The following is a 17,946-nucleotide window of genomic DNA, read 5'->3' as shown; positions in this document are numbered from 1 at the left end:
CACGTCCCCGACGTACCCGACAACTGCTGGAAGATCCGGTCCATCTCACGGAACGGGTCAGTGCGCATCAACATCTGGACAACACCTCCGGTCGGTTCAGGCAATGACTGCCAATGCGCTTCAACGTGCCCCCGTTCTACCATGTCATCGAAACGATGACAAGCGAGATGTCATCCACTCGATGACGACAGAGCTGGAAAGGGGGCGGGGGCGTGGCCATGCCCGCTGAAGCGCCGGCAGCAAGGGGCTCAGCGACCCAGAGCCCGCTCCAGGGGCCGCCACAACAGGCTCGCGGGGCGCCGCACAGGACGAGCATCCATTACAAGCCACTCACCGCACCCGCCTCACCGACCGACGAGCGAACAGGTTCGGTGAGACCCAGGAGGCGCTCCATGGGGCGGGACGCCCGCGTGACGCGCAGGCCGCGCCGCGCCCTCAGGCCGCCGAGCGGGCGGCCAGGAGGGTGTCGAGGCCGGCACAGTCGCAGAAGGCCCCGCGGAGAGATCGACCTGTCGTTCATCGGGCCCGGGTGATGGACGACAGCAGCAGGAGCCGCTCAGGGTGTCGGCCGTGCCGGTGGGAAGGGGAAGCTCCGCTCCCCACCGCCCGTCCGCGGGGCGGCAGGCTCCAGGCGGCGGCGGTCACGGTCGGGGACGCCCCGTGCGCCGACGGCGTGCGACGAGCAGGCGATCGAGCAGGGCGAGGACGAGGGTGATGACGACGGCCACCAAGAGGATGACCAGGACATTGACCAGGACCCGGGGGTAGCCGAGGCGGAACACTTCGAGGAACGGATACGGGTACCAGTCGACGAAGGCACCGTGGATCAGGGTGTATCCGATCCAGGCGGCCGGCCAGACGAACACCCACAGCAGGGTGCGAAGGTCGGTCTGGCCGCGTGGCCCGAACAGGAGCCAACCGATGAGCGCGGCGGGCGGCGCGATGTAGTGGAGACCAATGGTGGCCGCCAGGGCCATGCCCTGGAGGTGCACCTTCGGCGCGAGGACGATCGCGAAGACGAGGCCGGTGACGACGATGCTCAGCAGAGCGGCGAACCGCAGAACGCGCCAGAGACGACCGTCACGGCGAGGGTCGCGGATGAGCAGCACGCAGACCACGGCGACCAGTACGTTGCTGTCGATGGTGAAGAAGCTGAACATCCGCACCAGTCGGCTCAGGGTGCTGTCATCGGTGGCAGCCTCGGCCGAGTTCGGGTCGGGTCCACCGCTGAACAGCAGCACCAGGTCCATGCCCACGGCCGTCAGGACAACGGTCAGCAGAACGCCGTGCCACAACCGGGACGCCGTGGGGAACGCGGTCGAGCCTTCGTCGGGGACCGTGGCGGACGTAGTGGTACCCATGGGCGCATCGTACGCATGAAGGCCCTTGCCGGGACGCGACGCGAGCCCCTGACCGCGACCGATCCGGAAGGTGACCGGACCGCATCGCGTGGACCGTCCCCCCACTCCCGCAACCCGTTGTGGACGACTTTCCCGATCCGCACCCGGCTCGCCGAAAGCGCGGACTCGCTCCGTCGAGTTCCCACCAGAGCGAAGCGGCCGGGTCGCGAACCCGGCTGCCCGCTGTCCGCCAAGGAGGGACCGAACTCCCGCCGGTCACCGTAGGTCGGGAACCGGCCCGGGCACCCGGTCACCGCGGGCAGTACCACGACACCGCGGGCGTATGCCGCGCCCGGAGCGGACGGGCCGGCCCCGCCCTCCCCACACCACCGCCCCGGTTCTGCGAGGCGGGCGACCGGTGGCCGCGCACGGGGACAACACGGCCACTGCTGCGGCCTTCGGGCCTTGGGGTACTGGGTGAGGGTGGAAGGATGTCGCTCCGCACGGTCGGCCGGACGTGTCGTCCGCACGAGGCCGCCGAGCGGATGGGTCAGTAGCGGACCCAGAGGGTGATGATGTCCGGGCGGTCGGTGCTGAAGGGCTCGCAGAAGTACACGGGGCCCCAGATGTTGTAGCCGGCCCGGGCAGCGGCCACGCATTCGGTGTACGAGGCGTCGTTGCTGCGGGCGTAGAAGCCGGTGCCGGGGACGGCCTCGGCGGCGCCCGCCGCGCCGAGCGCGAGGGCTCCGGCGGTGAGGGCGGAGGTGCGGTACGTCCGGCTGCGCAGCCGGACACGAACGTACCGTCACCGACCGCCCCACACAATAGGTCTAGGCCAATATGTCGAACGCCCGCGCGATCACGCAGCTCCGGTCAGAAGAACACCGTCCGGCCGCGCTCCTCCTCGACGAGCCGACTTCCTCCCCGGTCCGGCGACCGGCGGTCGAGCTTCGGCGGCCGGCCGGCCGAGGAGCGGAGCGCGCGGCGAGCGAGTACCGAAGCCGCGCCGCGTCCCGGTCCTCAGGGTGTGAGGACGACCTTCTCGCAGTGGTCCTTCTTGTTCTTGAACAGGTCATAGCCGGTCGGCGCCTCGGCCAGGGGCAGCCGGTGGGTGATGATCCGCGTGGGGTCGATCTTGCCCTGCTCGATCATGCGCAACAGCGGTGCCATGTACTTCTGCACGTGGCACTGTCCGGTGCGCAGAATCAGCGACCTGTTCATCCAGGAGCCCGCGGGAAACTTGTCGATCATCCCGCCGTAGACGCCGATGACCGACACCACTCCGCCGCTCCGGCAGGACATGATGGCCTGCCGGAGGGCGTGGGGCCGGTCCGTCTCGGAACGGACCGCCTGCTTGGCGCGGTCGAAGAGGTGGATGTGGGAGGCCCCGTGCGTGGCTTCCATCCCGACCGCGTCGATGCACTTGTCCGGGCCCCGGCCGCCAGTGAGTTCGAGAAGGGCCGACCGCACGTCGGTGTCCTCGAAGTTGATGGTGGTGTAGCCCTGGGCGGCTGCCATGTCGAGCCGGTAGGGCTCCTTGTCGATCGCGATGACCCTGTCCGCTCCCATGGCCCGTGCGCTGTCCATGGCGAACTGGCCGACCGGACCGGCACCCCAGACGGCGACGACATCGCCCTCCCGGATGTCGCACATCTCGGCACCCATGTACCCGGTCGGGAGGATGTCGGAGAGGAACAGGACCTGCTCGTCGGTGAGGTCCGACTCGATCTTGAGAGCGTTGGCGTCGGCGAGGACCACGCGGGCGTACTCGGCCTGACCGCCGGCAAAGCCTCCGGTGAGGTGGGAGTAGCCGTAGATGCCGGCGGTGGGGTGACCGAAGAACTTCTCCGAGACGCCGGCGTTGGGGTTGCTGTTCTCACAGCACGAGTACAGCTCCGCGCGGCAGGACGCGCAGGCGCCGCAGGCAATGGGGAAGGGCACGACGACCCGGTCCCCGATGCGGAGCTTGCCGTCGCCGATGCCCGGGCCCACCTCCACGACCTCTCCCATGAACTCGTGGCCCAGGATGTCGCCCTTCTCCATGGTGGGGACGTAGCCGTCGAGCAGGTGGAGATCGGAACCGCAGATCGCCGTCGAGGTGATCCTCACGATGACGTCGCGGCGATTGAGGATCGACGGGTCCGGCACTTCCTGCACCTCGACCGAGTTGCGTCCCGTCCAACAATTCGCCTTCATGCCAGGGCCTCCTTCAGTTCCTTCGCGGTCAGCGGTCGGGCGGGGTGCTGCGGGAATTCACCGCGGGCCCGTTTGCCACCGGGCGCGCCTTCGGAACGGACGACCTCGCCGGTCTCCGCGATCTGTTTGAAGCGGCGCAAGTCGTCGTCCAGCTGCTGGTGCGGTTCCTCACCGAAGTAGCGCGCCACGGCCTTGCCCAGCGCTCCCCCGGGCAGGTCGTAACGCAGGGTCACCCGGATCTCGGTTCCTCGACCACCCGGGGCGGCCACGAAGCGGACCTCGCCGGAGTTGGCGATGTCCGCGCCGTCCACCGACCGCCAGGCGATCAACCGGCCGGGGACCTCCTGTGTGATTGCGGCATCCCATTCGACTGTCTTCCCGAAGGGCGCGCCTGGCGGCCCACGTGCCACTTCCGGTTCCCGTGGCCGCATCCGGGCGGCGGCCGGGCGGCGAACCACTTGCGCAGTACTCGTCGTCGACAGGGAGCGGGAGGCGGGCCATGGAGCTACGAGGTGCGCGGATCCTCGTGCCGGGTGCCACCGGCGAGATCGGGACCGCGCTCGCCGTACGGCTGCACGCCCTGGGTGCCCGCCCGGCGCTGGCCGGACGCGACCGCGATGCCCTCACCCGCGTCTCGGCGGCGTGCGCGCACGCTCCCGCCCGCGCCTTCGACGCCTGGGACACCGCGTCCTGTGCGAAGACGGTCGACTGGGCGGAGGTGGAGCTGGGCGGTCTGGACGGCGTCGTCACGTGCCTGGGAGTCGCGGCCTTCGGGCCGGCCGGGGAGGTGGAGGACGCGGTGTCGGAACACCTGATGGCGGTGAACGCGCTGGCCCCCATGGCGTTCCTGCGGGCCGCCGCGGGCCGGTTGCCCGAGGGTGGGGTCCTCGCGGCCGTCACCGGGATCGTCGCCGAGGCTGCACCGGCCGGGATGGCGGACTACGCCGCCGCGAAGGCCGCGCTGGCCACCTGGCTGACGGCGGTCCGCCGCGAGCAGCGACGCCGGGGAGTGACCGTGCTGGAGATCGACCTGCCGCACATGGACACGGGATTCGCCGGGCGCGCCGTGGTGGGGCGAGCGCCCCGGCTGCCGCGGGGGCTGCCGGTTCCGGAGGCGGTGGAGGTGATCGCGCGGGCGATCTCCGAAGGAGCGAGTCTCGTCCGTCCCGGCAGCGGTGCGGTCCTCGAGATCGTGCGGTAGGGCGGACATGCCGAAGAGACCACTCTCGCACGGCCCTTCCACGACCCCTCGTTGACCCCTCGTTCCAGGGCGACCGGCCCGCCGAGCCGCTCACCCCGCGGGCCCGCGCCCGGTGCGGCGCGTGCTGTTCCAGCAGCGCTGGCGGGACCTGGTGTTCCCGCACTGGCCCGCCGACCCGTTCGAGGTGGCCCGGCTACTGCCGACCGGCGGAAGGCTACGAACAGGCGCGATCGGCCAGGTGGTGTCCGGTGACCACGCGGACGTAGGCATGGAGGGCGGTGTGGCAGCCGGTCCCCTGGCGGCGCGGTCAGCTACGGCGCTGGTGGACAGTGCATGGGGAGGTGCGGGGGCGGGCCGCGGAGGCGCCCGCGGACGTCGACGAGGGCGAGGGCGACTTCCGTGAGCGCGAAGCTCTCACCGAGGCATCTGCGGGTTCCGGCACGGAAGGGGTGACGGCCGCAGCCTGGGCTACGTCGTGAGGCAACGGGAGGTGAGGGGGTCCGGTCGCCGTCGGACGACCGAAAGGCGTCGCCTCAGCCGCCTCCGGGGACAGCGGCGTCAGGGGTGCACGTGCGCAGTCCCGTGACGTGGTTGCCGTTCGTCCCGTAGCCGGAGAAGGTCGCGCTGCCCGCGGGCTCGATGGTGCGGCACGGCGCCCCTTGGCCGTTCACGTATTCCACGGTGACGGAGACCGTGCCCTCGCAGCCGTTGTGGACGTCGGTGTACCGCCAGCTCTCGACGTACGCCACACACGCTGGAGCCGAGGCCCCGGGTGCAGGATCGGCGGACCCGTTGCCGGATCCGGCGGCGGGCCCAGCGGTGGTGACGGCCAGCACGAGGGCCGCCATCAGTGGGGCGCCGGCGAGGGCGCGCCGTATGGGTGCCTTGAGGGGTGTCATGTCCGGCATTCTCGTTACGCCTCCCAGCCTTTCGCAAGTTTCTGCAAGAGTTTTCAGCCATGTCTTCCCGTTCGCGGCTCGTCCTCCCCGCCGCCCCGACGCCGACCCACCCCTGCCGTGGCGCGTGGTCGGGAGAGACGGCGGTGCATCCGGCGCGGTAGCGGGCCGGGAAAAGGGAGCGTTGTCGACGCCCAACCAAGGAGAAGCCAGGTGTCCCTTCACCGCCACTCCGGCCGTGCCGCCGTCCTCGTCTCCGTGTCCCTCCTCCTTCCGGCAGCTGTCACGAACGGAGCGGGGGCCGTCGCGCCTCCGGCCAAGGTCGACCCGGTCCGCTACGCCGGGGACTGGTACCAGATCGCCGCGATTCCCCAACTCTTCGAGCTCCAGTGCAAGAAGAACGTGCGGGCCCGCTACACCCCTCGGACGGACGGCACCCTGGGCGTGCGCAACACGTGCGCGACCTGGTGGGGTTCCGCCTCCACGGTGAACGGCGCGGCTCGTCCACTGGACTCCACGAACACCCGCTTCAACGTCTCCTTCGTGCCCCGCTCGGGCGGAGGTTACGTCCCCGGGGAGGAGGCCAACTACGTCATCGTCGGGATCGCGGCGGACTACCGTTGGGCCGCGGTGACCAACGAGGACCGGACCGCGGGGTTCCTCCTGTCCCGGACCCCTTCCCTCAGGGGCGACGACACCGCGGACGCGGTGAGCGCCTTCGACGAAGCCGGAGTCAGGGCGTGCGACCTGCGCCTGACCCGGCAGGACGGCGGGGCGCAAGGGTCCGCACCCCTGTGCTGAGGGCCTCCTCGAAGATTCCGAGAAGGGGGCACGCCGCGACCGGACGGCCGAACGGGGGACGGGGGACGGCGGACGGCGGACGGCGGACGGCGGACGGGCGAAGAGGTAGAACCTCCAGGTCCTGGGCGGGGAGCGACGGTGACGAATCCGGCACGGTCGTGGTCACGGCCCGGGACCTCGCCCGGACCGGGGTGGCGTGGTGTTCGATCGCGGACGGCAGGTAGCAGCGGCGCAGTGAGGTCGGGGTCCAGTGCTGCCGGTGGGCGAAGACCCGGGCTCGTCGCATGGCGGATCCCGCACGGCGGAGCGGCCGGTGGACGAGGATGCGCCGTGACGCTCGAGAGGACTGTCCCAGAGGGTCGGTCATGAGGCCGGATCGTCGCCCGGATACCGCTCCGACGGTGCGGCCGGTGCCCCCGGCAACTCCTTCGTCCGGCCGGGCACGCGACGTCCGGCCGGGCACGCGACGTCCGGCCGGACGGGTGAGGAACAAACGATCCTGCTTCCGTCGGCCGTTGCCCACCGTCCCGGGCAGGAAAAGGTGAGGTCACTTCGCCCCTTTCCCTTCGCGAGGACAGACCATGCGCGTACGCCGCACCCTCGCCGCCGTCCTCGGTGGCGCCCTGCTCTCCCTGGCCCTGCCGTCGACGCCCGCCGCGGCCGCCGACGGCGAATTCCTCTACTCCTACGTCGGGTCCAACGGCTTGAACCTGCGCGGGGTTCTGGCCGACCCGGAGAGCCGGGAGTGCATCGACATCCCCGAAACGGTCGGCTCCGAGCTGCCCGCCTTCGCCCCCCGGAACCTCACGGACGCCACCGCCACCGTCTTCCTGGACTCCGACTGCAACGGAGACGTCTTCTTCGTGATGCCGCCCGGCAAGAGGCTCGGCGACCGTCTGCGGCTGCGCTCCGTGGTCTTCAGCTGACACCACCGCGACGACGCGGCCTCGCGGGCGTCAGCGGTGGCGACGGCGTCCTCACGGTGGACTTGCCCGCGGCGGCCGACACGGTCCGGTGGGATGGCGGAGTCACAGCTCCCACCGCTCCCGGGCCCGGTGCCGGTGCCGACTTCCACGGTCCGTGCCCCCGCTCCCCGGCGCCGCCCGGTGACGCGGCGGGGTGTCCCCGCACCTGCCCGCCCCCGGGGGCAGGCCCGGTGTGGACGCGCGTGGTGCGCTGCGCGGGTCAGACGATGCCGGTGACGGTCACCCGCACGGATTCGGGCGGGATCCCGGCCGCTTCCGCCGCCGCCGTCCGCACGGCCCTGGCCGTGTCCAGGACGTGCCGGTGGGCGCGGACGACGACGTCGACCTGGAGGCCGGTGACCCGCCCGCGGGCGTCGCGGGCGAGACGGACGGCGGACGCGGGAACCCCGGAGCCCGGCTGCCCGAGGTCACGACCCGCCGGCAGGCCCGGGGCCGCTGCCCGGAGCAGGTCGCGCAGGCCGGGGCGCAGGCAGGCAACGCCGGGTGTGGCGAGGACGGCGTCGGTGACGGCCGGGTCGAGTGCCCTGCCGTGTTCGCTCTTCACGTCGTCATCCCCTGGGGTCGGTCCGGCCGGTCGTGGAGGTCGGTGACGGTGACGTGCAGTTCGGCGATGTCCAGGCCGAGCCGGTCGCGGGCCGCGGCCGACACCGCCTCCCGGACCGCCCGTGTGACATCGGGCAGGTCACGTCCGAGGGCGACGGTGATGTCGAGACGGACCACGACGGGGCCGCGGGCGGGTTGTGTGCGGGTCCCGGGCGGGCTGACCCGGCAACTGCCCGCGCGGACATCGGGTACCTGCTCCGCGGCCTCGCGCAGGAGGCGGGCCGCCACGGATTCGTAGATCCAGTGGTCCTCGTCGGCGTCCCCGAGGGGGAGGTCGCGTCCCGGGCGCAGTTCCAGGCGGACCATGTCCATGATCCTGCGCGCCAGCGCGGCGGTGTCGCTGTCGGTGTCGGTGGTCGGTGTGCGGGGTGGGGTGAGGGCGGCGGCGCGCAGGCGTTGCAGGTCGGCGAGGGCGCTCTGGCAGTGGACGCAGGTCGCGGTGTGCGGATCGGCGCCCTCTGTCGCCTGTTCCCAGACGTGGGCCAGGTCCCGTCCGCAGGCCAGGGTTTCGAAGGGCTCGTCGTCGGGGGTGTCGTGGGGGTACGGGGTGTTCATCGCCATGCGGCCATCGCCTCCGTCAGCATGCGCCGGGCCCGGAAGACGCGTGCCCGCACCGCTTCGGGCCGGATGCCCACCGCTTGGCCGATCGTCTCATAGGGCTGTCCTTCGATCTCCCGGAGGACCCAGCAGACCTTCTGCTCGGGGGACAGCGAGGCCATGGCCCGGGCGAGGTCGCGTACGGCGGCCTGGGACTCCGCGCTGCGGGAGGGAGAGGACTGGTGTTCGGGTGCGGCGGGTTCGGCGACGGCGTCGAGGCCGGTGACGGAGCGGCGGGCCCGGAGCAGGTTCAGGCACCGGTTCGTGACGATGCGGTGCAGCCACGTCCTGAACCCGGCCTCGCCCCGGTACTCGGGGAGGCTGCGCCAGGCGCTGACGAAGGCGTCCTGGACTGCGTCCTCGGCTTCCGTACGGTTGCCCATGAGGCGTTCGGCGAGTTGCAGCATGGCCGGGGAGTGGCGGTGTACGAGCACCTCGAAAGCCTCCTCGTCCCCTTCCGCCGCCCGGACGGCCAGGAGGCCGTCGTCGGCTGCGGCCGTGGCCCCTCCTGGGTCCGGGTCCCACCGTGCGTTCACCAAGGGCTCCTTCCGGCCTCCACTCCTTGGACACGCTTGCCCGGATTCCGTTACGGCACACCGACGGGGAATTCCGCCGGCCCGTTCCCGAAAGACGTCCGTAACGGACGGCCCGCCGGGGTGTCCAAGAAGTCGAGAGCACGAAACGAATGAGTCGAAGGAGTTGTCGTGACCGCTACGCAGGAGAAGAGCCCGGCCCGGACCGACCACGCCGTCGTGGCGCCGAGTGCGGGACCGGGAACGGCGGCGGGGCGCACCCTGGTGAACGAGCCGGCGGGTACGCGCGGCAGGACCTCGATCGCCGACACCGTGGTCCTCAAGATCGCCGGGATGGCGGCGCGGGAGATCCCCGGTGTCCACGACATGGGCGGCGGGCTCTCCCGGACGCTGGGCGCCGTGCGCGATCGGGTGCCCGGTGGGCGCCCGAACGTCGGGCGCGGGGTCAAGGTCGAGGTCGGGGAGCGTCAGGCGGCCATCGACGTGGAGCTGGTCGTGGAGTACGGCGTGCCGGTGCCGGACGTGGCTCGGGACGTCCGGGAGAACGTGATCGCGGCGGTGGAACGGATCACCGGCTTGGAGGTGGTGGAGGTGAACATCGCCGTCACCGATGTCCACCTGCCCGGCGACGAGGACGAGCCGATCGCCGACGCGCGGGTCGCCTGACCCGCGACGACTCCCCGTTCGCGGGGTGGGGCGGCGGAACCTTCGGGGGTCGGGCCGATCGGGCCCGACCCCCTCCTCGCGTGCGGGGGCGGCGGATCGCACGCCTGATGGTCCGTGGCGCGACACACACCGACCGCGCGGCCGCACGGACCTGCAGGACGCGCGGCCGCACGGACCTGCAGGAGGTGCCTCGCCGCGCGGGCCACCCGTGGCCATGGTGGTCCTGGCACGTGGCCGGGAGGGTGACGGGGCCGGTGCCGGACGTGCGGTGCGGGGCATCGCCGGTGGCAGGTGGCCCATGGCCGACGGGCGGTGGCCGTGTGCGGCGGTCAGCGGACGCGGGGTGCGCGGTGGCGGCGGTGGCCGAGGTGGAGGTGGGCGTGGACCCGGTACGGGGCCGCCGCGGTCGCGACTTCCGTGACCAGGTCGGTGAGGGGTGCCCGTAGGGTTTCCGGACTGGTGCCCGGGTCCAGCCGGACGCGCAAGCGCACCCGCAGGGTGCGTCGGTGGACGCGGATGCGGGTTCGGCACCGGCCGATGCCCTCGACGTCCTCGGCTCGCTCGGTGAGGACCTCCTCCAGGGCTCGAACGCGGAGGGCGGTGCCCTTCGCGGTCAGCGGGAGCCGGGCGGACCGACGGAGGGGCACCCGGGTGAGGAGCCACGCGGACAGCAGGATGGTGACGGCCACACCGGCCGTGAGCGTGCCGGCGTCCCACCAGGGATGGGACCGGAGGTCGGCGAGAGCGGAACGGTCCAGGACCGGCCCTCCCGGGTCGGGACCGGTGCGGCTGACGGGGAGGCGGTCGGCGATGGGGCCCCAGGCGGCGACCTGCCAGGCTCCCCCGGCCGACAGGACGAGGCCGGCGACGGCCAGGACGGTGCGGTCGGCGAGAGCGCGGAGGGGGTTCAGCTGCCTCATCTGGCGGGTCCCTTCGGTGCGTCGGGGGCGAGTGCGGTGGCGGGCCGGGGAGGGCGCCACGCGGGGTCCGGAGTGACGCTCACCCGGTGTCGGAGGGTGCGTCGCAGCCGACAGGCGGAGAGGATCCGCTCGGTGGCGGCGACGGCCTGGCGCCGTGCCTCCCCCGTGTCACCGCTCGCGGATCGGGCGCGGACGGTCAGTCTGCGCCGCCCCGCTCGCACCGACACCACCGAGATGTCTTCGACCTCGCCGACCGCGTCCCGGACCAGAGCCGCCACGGTGGAACGGTCGATCGTCGCGGTGAGGCGCGGTCCGAGCGGGACCACGGTCAGTTCGCGGCGTCGCCCCGGCGTGACGGCCGACACCAGAAGCCACGCGCCGACCGCGACCGCCGCGAGCGCGCCGACGCCGACCGCGAAGTCACCGGCGTGGTGGTCCGCGATCCAGTCGACGGCACGGATCCGCCGGACGGCCGGCGCAAGGTCGAGGAGCCGGACCCGGACGAGCTCTGCCGTGACCGCCGCGCATGCCGCCCAGATCGCCAGGATCAGGAGGGTCGCGGGCACCGACCGCGGGGACCACCGGCGGCGGGGGGTCCGCACGGGCGGGACGGTGATCGGTGCCTCGGCCGGTGCGGCGGCGGGGGGTGTCCCCCCGGCCGTGAGCCGGGTGACCACCAACCGGGACGATGTGATGTCCAGACCCGTCAACTGCGCGGTGCGGGAAGCGACATGACGCTGCAGGCGGTGCGCGTCCTCAGCGAGCGGGGCGGGGTAGGGCAGGGCGACCCGCAGGGACACCTGGGCCGTCCGTCCGTGGATGGCGGCGGAGCCGGCGCTGACGGACGGCGCCCCGGTGGGGAGCGCCTCGGTCGCGGCCTGTCGGGCGATCTTCCGGACGACCTCGTCGGCGATGACCGTCGCACCACGCCCGGCGGGGGCCGTCACCGTCGGCTCCGGTCGAACATCGCCCGTAGCTCCTCGGGGCGCCCCCCGGCGTCCCACCAGGCGCCTGCCGCGAAACCGATCGCGCCGAGGGCACCGATCAGTAGGAACGCGCCGAAACCGCCGAAGTATCCGGCGAACGCGAGGGCCATTCCGGCGATCATTCCCATGGAGGCCCGAGTCATGGGCGCGACTCCCTTCGGTGGACGCCACGGGGGCGGCGTGCTGCGGATGCGGTCATCTGTATGGACACGGCCCGCGGAAGGTTGTGACGCGACCTGTCGAAGTCCGTCCCGGAAGCCCGCGGCAAAGGACCGAGCACGCCCGGGCGGCCGGACGATCCCGTCCGCTCCGGTCGTGCGGGAGACGAGGACGGCCCTCGCGCGACCCCGCGAGCGCATCCACAAGAGCCCTTCCGGCGGAAGACCTTCCGCTGCGCACGGCACTCCCGAGGTCAAGCGAAAGGCAGTGTCCCCATTGATCGAGCTCACACAAGGGTCCGTCACCGTGGGGCCGGTGACACCCGCGGGGATCGTCGTGTGCCGCGTGGACGGCGACATCGACGAGGAGACCTGCACGCGCCTGGAGGAAGCCTTCGGACGGGCCGCCGCTGAGGCCGCCACCGCCGTCGTGGTCGACTGCTCACACCTGGGGTACGCGAGCACCGTCTTGCTCAACGCCCTGCTGCGGCTGCGCCGTACCGCGCGCACCCGGGATCTGTCGCTCTTCCTGGAGGCACCGGGACCCGGGCTTCTGCGCCTGCTCGACCTGACCGGAACCGGCGCGTTCCTCCCCTCCTCTCCTACCGTGGCCGGCGCCCACTCCGCCGTCCCACGAAGCCGGCGGGCTTCCTTACGGGGCACCGCAGCCCCCTGACATTCCTCAGGCTCACCGTTTCCCGGCTCGGCGAAGACGGCCGACCGGACGGCGCTCCCCGTGCGGACTCTCGACCACTCGCGCCGGCCGCCGCCTCCGGGCCCGCGGATTCTCGGGGAACGGGCGGGGCGTTTCGCGGGGCGGATGCATGGGTGTGCCGACACGGGGCACAGGCGTCGAAGTGCGGACTGGGCACACGGGCCCCGACGCTCGGGCGGTCACCCTCGCTCATCCCTCGACTGTGACCGTTCCCGGGCGCCGGGGCGCCGCCACGTCCACGCCCGGCCCGTGTCGAGGGCCGGTTACCGGGCTACCAGCGGTACCAGCGGCCGGAGCTGTTCTTCGGACGGGCCACGAACCCGACCAGCCACACCACCAGGACCGCGATCGCGACCCACCACAGGACCTTCACCGCGAAACCGGCACCGAACAGGATCAGAGCGAGCAGAAGAACGAGAAGCAGGGGAACCATGGTTATCAACCGCCGAAACACCGGATGCCCCTGCCCGTCCCACCCATGCGCGCCTCTTTACACGTTTCTTATCCATGCAGGCGGGCATAAGGTCGCGCCCCAATCCACCTCGCGACAGCAGCACGGGCCCCGACCCTGCCCTCCGGGTCGGGGCTCGGCCACGTCCCGGAGGAGATCGACCACCGGAGCAGGCGCCGAGAGCCGGTCCGGCCCCCGTTGAGCAGCCGCCCCCGTTCTTCCCCGAGGCCCGGGTCAGCCGGGTCGGTGTCCGTGGAGGGTGTGGGACGGGCTGGCGCCGTAGGCGGTGCGGTAGGCGGCGGCGAAGCGTCCCTGATGCGCGAAGCCCCACCGCACCGCTATCCGGGTCACGGTCGTCACGTCGGGGTCGGCGGCCTTCAACTCCTCGTGTGCCCGGGCCAGACGGACCCGCTTGAGGTAGGCCAGCGGTGTCGTGTCGCCGTGGCGGGCGAAGGCGTACTGGATCGCCCGTGGCGTGACCGGAACCGACCCCGCGATCTCCGCCAGACCGATGTCGAGATGCGCGTTGTCATCGATGAAGCGGGCCGCCCGACGCAAGGTCGCGTCGCGGGCGTCCCGCAGGTCACGCCGGAGCGGATCGGGGGCGTGCCGGACCCGTTCCTCGGCCATGGTGGGCAGGGTGTGAAGGGCGACGGCGGCCAAGTGCCGGACGGCACCCGCCATGATCAGCGACGATCCGGCGGCCACCGGGTCCGCCGTCAGGGCGCGCACGTGCGCGGTGGCGCCGGCCAGGAGCCGATGGGCGTCGACGGAGACGGGACTGCTGCCCGACAGGCGCGACGTGGACCCCGCGTCGGGCCCCAGGAGGTCTCTGTGGGCCCGGTCCAGGAGGTGGGTGGGGAAAGTCGTCAGGGTGTAACGGGCACGGCGGACCTCGCCGACGTAGCGCAGGTCCGGCGGGGCCATCAGGAAGGTCGAGCCCGGTCCGAACGCCTCCCCATTGGACGTGTGGACTCCGTCGGCGATCTGCGCCAGGACCACCTGCTCCAACGGCCCGGCATCGAAGGACATCGTGTACCCGAACTCCAACTCGTCCACGAACAGCTCGCCCACCGATCGGCGCGTGATGCGGGCACGCGTGTCCTGCGGGCGGCCACCGATGTTCATCGGCGTGTAGGCGGTGGAGAGGAACGCCTCCGTCTCCTCCAGGTCCCCACTCACGAACACCGACTGCTCGGACTGCTCCGACATCTCTACCACCTCCTTCCACGGCGACGACTCGACCCGGAGCCACCCGGAGCCCCCGTGAACGCCGCCACACCTGTCACTCTTCGCCGGAGCCGGTGGGGTCAGGCGCTCTTGGTTCGGCAAAGTTCCGCCAGACCGAAGAGGAGTGCGTAGCCGCCCGGGAGCCCTCGGAGGATACGGGCAAGAGGGGTGTCCGTCCTGTGCCGCCATCGGCGGGGCCGGTGCCCGCCCCGCCCCGGTGCCGATCAGCCGCAGATCCACTGGCTGCCGGAGTCGCCGCTGACGGTGATCTTGTGGGGCTTGGCGCGTTCGGCGATCGGGATCCGCAGAGTGAGACCACCGGCGGCTTCGACCACGTCCCCGACGCCCCCGAGAGCTGCTGGAAGATCCGGCCCGTCTCACGCAACGGGTCAGTACGTATCGACATCTGGACGGCACCTCCGGCTGGCCGGGGGGAACATGCCCCTGCGATGCACCGTGCGCCTGTTGTAGCATGTCATCTGAATGACGACAAGAAGGCTAGTCATCAGGAGGATGACGATCATCGATACGGAGGCCGGCATGCCCGAAGCACCCGACCCGACCGCGCCCGCCACTTTCCTCGCTGCGGCCTCGGCCTTGAAGACCATCGACCAGGCCCTCAAGGACGCACACCACCCTCCCGCAGACGAGCCCGCAGACACGGCGGGCAAGGAGGCGGGGCCACAGCCGGCTCTCGCGGCCCTCCTGCTCCTGCGTGACGTCCGCGAGCGACTCGCCGACTGGGAGACCGGCCTGATCGAGACCGCCCGCGGCCAGGGAGCCAGCTGGGCAGACCTCGCCGGCCCCCTGGGGGTCGCCAGCCGGCAGGCCGCCGAGCGCCGGTACCTGCGGCTGCGCCCCGGTAAGGCCGGCAGCACCGGAGAAGAGCGCGTACAGGCCACCCGCGACACCCGCGCCGCCGATCGCACGGTCACCGCTTGGGCCCGCGAGAACGCGGCCGACCTCCGCAGCCTCGCCGGCCGGGTCACCGCGCTCACCGGTCTGCCCGCCGACGCCGAGGACACTCTGGACACGCTCACCCGGGCCCTCGCGCACGACGACGCCGCCCGCCTCATCCGCCCCCTCACCGACACCCGCACCCACCTGCGGCCCGAAGACGCAGAACTCGCCGCCCGCATCGACGCCCTCAGCGACCACACCGACCGACTCCGCCAGGACACCCACGACCGCCGCGCCACCTGACCCATCGGCCCCCGGGGCGCGGCGGGGAGACGGCCGGGGACTCGCCGCCGACTCACACCCCCGGACGCGGGGACGTTCCTCGGGGCTGGTCGCCTGGCGCGGGGGCGGGGCCCTCGGCGCGCTCGGACCGGGGATCGGTCAGGGGGTGCGGGGGAGGCGGACGAGATCGAGGATCGTGGCGGCGGGAGTGCCGTCGAGGGCGACCAGGGTGAGAGTGGTGCCGTTGGCGCGGGCATCGGCCATCAGGTGGTGCAGGACCTGTACGCCGCAGCTGGCCAGGTGGACGACGCCGGTCAGGTCCGCGGTCAGGGCAGTGCTCGCGCCGTGGGATGCCTTACGGAGCCGGACGTCGAACTCGTCGGACGTGGAAGTGTCCACGACGCCCGACACGATGACGCGTGCGGGGTCGTCGGGGTCCTCCACGATCCGGAGGGCCGCGGGGCGGGGCGTGGGCGCGGAGGAGGCGGGGGCGAGAGCGACGGGGCGGGTGAGGGGGCGGGTGAAGCGGGCCCGAGTGCCGACGTCGTCATGGGTGAGGGCGAGGTCACCGAAGGCTTGGACGAGGCTGAGGCCGTGGCCCCGGAAGGGGTCCGCACCGCCTGGCTCCCGCCACAGGCCCCGGTCGACGACGGTGAACGATCCCGTCCCGGTCTCGTCGATGTCGGCGCGTACCTCCACCACCGCACCGTGCGGAGCGGGAGTGGGGTCGGCGCCTTCGGGGGCGGTGTTGTAGGCGTGCTCGATCGCGTTCGTGACCAGTTCCCCGACCGCGTGCTGGACCTCGATCTCCTGTCCGCCGTCGATGCCTAGGTTGAGCAGCCACAGCCCGAGGGCGAACCGCAGTTCCTCAAGGCTCCCGGGCCCGGCCGGCAGCCGCAGCACGAGCGGTGGGGTGGGGTCGGTGCGGTGGGCGGCGAGGAGCGTGATGTCGTCACCGTGGCCGGTATAGCGGGTGAGCAGCTCCAGAGACTGGACGCACAGGCGTTCCGCAGCGCCTACGGGGGCGCCGACCGGCAGGACGGTATTACGGAAGGCGACTTCGGCGGTGCGCAGCAGTTCGTCCTGGCCGGTGGTGATGGTGAGGCCGGGGCGTTCCAGGATGCCGTCCGAGTAGAGGAGTACGGCCCCTCCTGCGGGGACCCGGGCGATGGCGACGTCGGGCGTGCGCTCGGCGGCGGTCGTGGTGGCGAGCGGGGCCGTGGGGGTGGGGGCGAGGTAGGTGGCGGTGCCGTCGGCGGCCAGCAGGATGGGGGCGGGGTGACCTGCGGTGATGTAGCGGAGGGTGCCGGTCGCCGGGTCGAGTTCTGCGACGCAGACGGTGGCGGCCCCGGCGCCGGTGACGATCCGGGCGAAGGCGTCGAGCTCGGCCACCGCGGTGGCCGGGTCCGCTCCGGCGGTCAGTCGTGCGCGCAGCAGGGCGCGGAGTTGTCCCATGGTGGCGGAGGCGGTCACACCGTGTCCGACGACGTCGCCGACGACGAGGGCGAGCCGGCCGGTGGGGGTGGGGACCGCGTCGAACCAGTCCCCGCCGGCGGCGGTGTCGTCCTGGGCGAGGGCGTAGCGGGCGGCGACTTGGACCGCCGGCAGGACGGGGAGGGAGTCCGGCAGGAGGGCCTGCTGCAGGGCCAGGATGTCGGCACGGGCCTTGGCGTGTTCGGTACGGGAGGCGAGGAGGGCTCGGGTCTCCTCGGTGGTGTCCTGCATCGTCACCACGACGCCGCGGATCGTGCCGTCCGGGCGGTGCCAGGGCGTGAAGGAGGCGCGGACGTAGAAGTCGTGCACCAGGCCGTCGCCCGCTTCGAACTGCATGCGCCAGTCCCGGATCGTGACGGGTTCACCCGAACGCATGACGTCGCGGAGGTGATCGATCAGCCCTTGGGGGCCGAGCAGGGCCGCCGCCCTCTCCAGCAGGGAGTCGCCGATGCCGATCACGCCGGCGGCCGCGGCGCGGCCGGTCCGGGAGGCCACCGCCAGACGGAGGTCCTCTCCTTCGTAGCAGGCCAGCATCAGCGGCATCTCCTCGAACGCCGACAGCACGTCGGCGATCTCGCCGGCCTCATCGGCCGGCCACCCGTCCACCAGCACCTCATCACTCCCGTTCCGCGCGGTTGAACGAACCCGTAGTCACCATCTTCACGTCCCGGGCCGGCCGGACACTTCGCCGATCGGGAAGATGACGACGGGGATCCTGACAGCCTGTCGGCGGGGGGTGATCGTGGAGACGGGGTCGGCGCCGGTCATCCACAGGAGGCGCGGCAGTTGCGGGCCCGTGAGCGCGGCGTCCAGGGACCGGGAAGGCCCTGCGGCGATGATCGCGCCGCCGCGCAGCACCCGCACGGCCGTACCGGCCGGTCCCCGGAACGAAACACTTCGACCGGATCGGGACCGACAACGAAATCCCGAAGGCGGCCGGGCCCGTGGGGGTACTACGGTTCGGGCGCGGGGCGAGGCCACCCGAAGGCCT

Annotated in this window: 20 protein-coding genes and 2 pseudogenes; 6 read left to right on the top strand and 16 right to left on the bottom strand. The window is 72.3% G+C overall.

Features of this window, described 5'->3' with window-relative positions; all coding sequences use genetic code 11:
- From ABTZ17_RS30955 to ABTZ17_RS30940, 4 genes and pseudogenes are all read right to left on the bottom strand, one after another.
- A pseudogene (locus tag ABTZ17_RS30955) lies at positions 1-74 on the bottom strand (Hsp20/alpha crystallin family protein); the annotation flags it as partial.
- Between the two features lie 567 nt (positions 75-641).
- Positions 642-1,361, bottom strand: coding sequence for a Pr6Pr family membrane protein (locus ABTZ17_RS30950; RefSeq protein WP_352199088.1), 720 nt, complete (start codon positions 1,359-1,361; stop codon positions 642-644).
- Between the two features lie 999 nt (positions 1,362-2,360).
- The gene (locus ABTZ17_RS30945; RefSeq protein ID WP_352199087.1) at positions 2,361-3,536 is read right to left on the bottom strand and encodes a zinc-dependent alcohol dehydrogenase; all 1,176 of its coding nucleotides are present in this window, start codon (positions 3,534-3,536) and stop codon (positions 2,361-2,363) included.
- Entirely contained in the window at positions 3,533-3,967 is a 435-nt protein-coding gene (locus ABTZ17_RS30940) for an SRPBCC family protein (protein ID WP_502994919.1), read from the bottom strand. The genes ABTZ17_RS30945 and ABTZ17_RS30940 overlap by 4 nt, the downstream gene beginning before the upstream one ends.
- Before the next feature lie 68 nt (positions 3,968-4,035).
- Between ABTZ17_RS30940 and ABTZ17_RS30935 the strand changes: the two genes are divergently transcribed.
- The gene (locus ABTZ17_RS30935) at positions 4,036-4,737 is read left to right on the top strand and encodes an SDR family NAD(P)-dependent oxidoreductase (RefSeq protein WP_352199085.1); all 702 of its coding nucleotides are present in this window, start codon (positions 4,036-4,038) and stop codon (positions 4,735-4,737) included.
- Between the two features lie 533 nt (positions 4,738-5,270).
- On the opposite strand, the gene ABTZ17_RS30930 is transcribed toward ABTZ17_RS30935, so the two are convergent.
- A complete protein-coding gene (locus ABTZ17_RS30930) occupies positions 5,271-5,636 on the bottom strand; it encodes an alpha-amylase inhibitor (protein WP_352199084.1) in 366 nt (121 codons plus the stop codon).
- A 210-nt stretch (positions 5,637-5,846) separates the two neighbouring features.
- On the opposite strand from ABTZ17_RS30930, the gene ABTZ17_RS30925 reads away from it, so the two are divergent.
- Positions 5,847-6,434, top strand: coding sequence for a lipocalin family protein (locus ABTZ17_RS30925; RefSeq protein ID WP_352199083.1), 588 nt, complete (start codon positions 5,847-5,849; stop codon positions 6,432-6,434).
- A 581-nt stretch (positions 6,435-7,015) separates the two neighbouring features.
- Entirely contained in the window at positions 7,016-7,360 is a 345-nt protein-coding gene (locus ABTZ17_RS30920; RefSeq protein WP_352199082.1) for a hypothetical protein, read from the top strand.
- A 259-nt stretch (positions 7,361-7,619) separates the two neighbouring features.
- Here ABTZ17_RS30920 and ABTZ17_RS30915 read toward each other — a convergent pair whose 3' ends face one another.
- Genes ABTZ17_RS30915 through ABTZ17_RS30905 form a run of 3 tightly spaced genes read right to left on the bottom strand, consistent with a single transcriptional unit; the run spans position 7,620 to position 9,159 of the window.
- Positions 7,620-7,964 (bottom strand): Asp23/Gls24 family envelope stress response protein, encoded by a 345-nt coding sequence (locus ABTZ17_RS30915; RefSeq protein ID WP_352199081.1) that lies wholly within the window; start codon positions 7,962-7,964, stop codon positions 7,620-7,622.
- A complete protein-coding gene (locus ABTZ17_RS30910; protein WP_352199080.1) occupies positions 7,961-8,584 on the bottom strand; it encodes an Asp23/Gls24 family envelope stress response protein in 624 nt (207 codons plus the stop codon). Before ABTZ17_RS30910 ends, ABTZ17_RS30915 begins: the two co-directional genes overlap by 4 nt.
- Positions 8,575-9,159, bottom strand: a complete 585-nt coding sequence (locus tag ABTZ17_RS30905; protein ID WP_502994916.1) for an RNA polymerase sigma factor — start codon at positions 9,157-9,159, stop codon at positions 8,575-8,577. The genes ABTZ17_RS30910 and ABTZ17_RS30905 overlap by 10 nt, the downstream gene beginning before the upstream one ends.
- 213 nt (positions 9,160-9,372) lie before the next feature.
- Between ABTZ17_RS30905 and ABTZ17_RS30900 the strand changes: the two genes are divergently transcribed.
- Entirely contained in the window at positions 9,373-9,819 is a 447-nt protein-coding gene (locus ABTZ17_RS30900; RefSeq protein ID WP_352199089.1) for an Asp23/Gls24 family envelope stress response protein, read from the top strand.
- 329 nt (positions 9,820-10,148) lie between these two features.
- Here ABTZ17_RS30900 and ABTZ17_RS30895 read toward each other — a convergent pair whose 3' ends face one another.
- Genes ABTZ17_RS30895 through ABTZ17_RS30885 form a run of 3 tightly spaced genes read right to left on the bottom strand, consistent with a single transcriptional unit; the run spans position 10,149 to position 11,868 of the window.
- Positions 10,149-10,739, bottom strand: coding sequence for a hypothetical protein (locus ABTZ17_RS30895; protein WP_352199078.1), 591 nt, complete (start codon positions 10,737-10,739; stop codon positions 10,149-10,151).
- Positions 10,736-11,686 carry a DUF6286 domain-containing Asp23/Gls24 family envelope stress response protein gene (locus ABTZ17_RS30890; RefSeq protein ID WP_352199077.1) on the bottom strand — a complete coding sequence of 317 codons (951 nt, stop codon included), beginning with the start codon at positions 11,684-11,686 and terminating at the stop codon, positions 10,736-10,738. The genes ABTZ17_RS30895 and ABTZ17_RS30890 overlap by 4 nt, the downstream gene beginning before the upstream one ends.
- On the bottom strand, positions 11,683-11,868 hold the full coding sequence (locus ABTZ17_RS30885) for a hypothetical protein (protein WP_352199076.1): 186 nt from the start codon (positions 11,866-11,868) through the stop codon (positions 11,683-11,685). Before ABTZ17_RS30885 ends, ABTZ17_RS30890 begins: the two co-directional genes overlap by 4 nt.
- Positions 11,869-12,199: 331 nt before the next feature.
- Between ABTZ17_RS30885 and ABTZ17_RS30880 the strand changes: the two genes are divergently transcribed.
- Entirely contained in the window at positions 12,200-12,559 is a 360-nt protein-coding gene (locus tag ABTZ17_RS30880) for an STAS domain-containing protein (protein WP_352199075.1), read from the top strand.
- Positions 12,560-12,869: 310 nt separating this feature from the next.
- On the opposite strand, the gene ABTZ17_RS30875 is transcribed toward ABTZ17_RS30880, so the two are convergent.
- From ABTZ17_RS30875 to ABTZ17_RS36990, 3 genes and pseudogenes are all read right to left on the bottom strand, one after another.
- A complete protein-coding gene (locus tag ABTZ17_RS30875; protein ID WP_352198102.1) occupies positions 12,870-13,031 on the bottom strand; it encodes a hydrophobic protein in 162 nt (53 codons plus the stop codon).
- Between the two features lie 252 nt (positions 13,032-13,283).
- Positions 13,284-14,261: a helix-turn-helix transcriptional regulator gene (locus ABTZ17_RS30870; RefSeq protein WP_352199074.1), complete on the bottom strand. Its 978-nt coding sequence runs from the start codon at positions 14,259-14,261 to the stop codon at positions 13,284-13,286.
- 242 nt (positions 14,262-14,503) lie between these two features.
- A pseudogene (locus ABTZ17_RS36990) lies at positions 14,504-14,602 on the bottom strand (Hsp20/alpha crystallin family protein); the annotation flags it as partial.
- 217 nt (positions 14,603-14,819) lie between these two features.
- Here ABTZ17_RS36990 and ABTZ17_RS30865 point away from each other — a divergent pair.
- A complete protein-coding gene (locus ABTZ17_RS30865; RefSeq protein ID WP_352199073.1) occupies positions 14,820-15,482 on the top strand; it encodes an HSP18 transcriptional regulator in 663 nt (220 codons plus the stop codon).
- A gap of 138 nt (positions 15,483-15,620) precedes the next feature.
- Here the strand turns inward: ABTZ17_RS30865 and ABTZ17_RS30860 are convergent, their stop codons facing one another.
- Complete coding sequence (locus tag ABTZ17_RS30860) at positions 15,621-17,561, bottom strand: SpoIIE family protein phosphatase (protein WP_352199072.1); 1,941 nt, start codon at positions 17,559-17,561, stop codon at positions 15,621-15,623.
- A 54-nt stretch (positions 17,562-17,615) separates the two neighbouring features.
- Entirely contained in the window at positions 17,616-17,819 is a 204-nt protein-coding gene (locus tag ABTZ17_RS30855; protein ID WP_352199071.1) for a hypothetical protein, read from the bottom strand.
- Positions 17,820-17,946: the final 127 nt, after the last annotated feature.

Source organism: Streptomyces sp. NPDC097619, assembly GCF_040302735.1.
In the GTDB taxonomy this organism is placed as follows: domain Bacteria; phylum Actinomycetota; class Actinomycetes; order Streptomycetales; family Streptomycetaceae; genus Streptomyces.
This window is presented reverse-complemented; position numbering and strand designations above follow the sequence as displayed.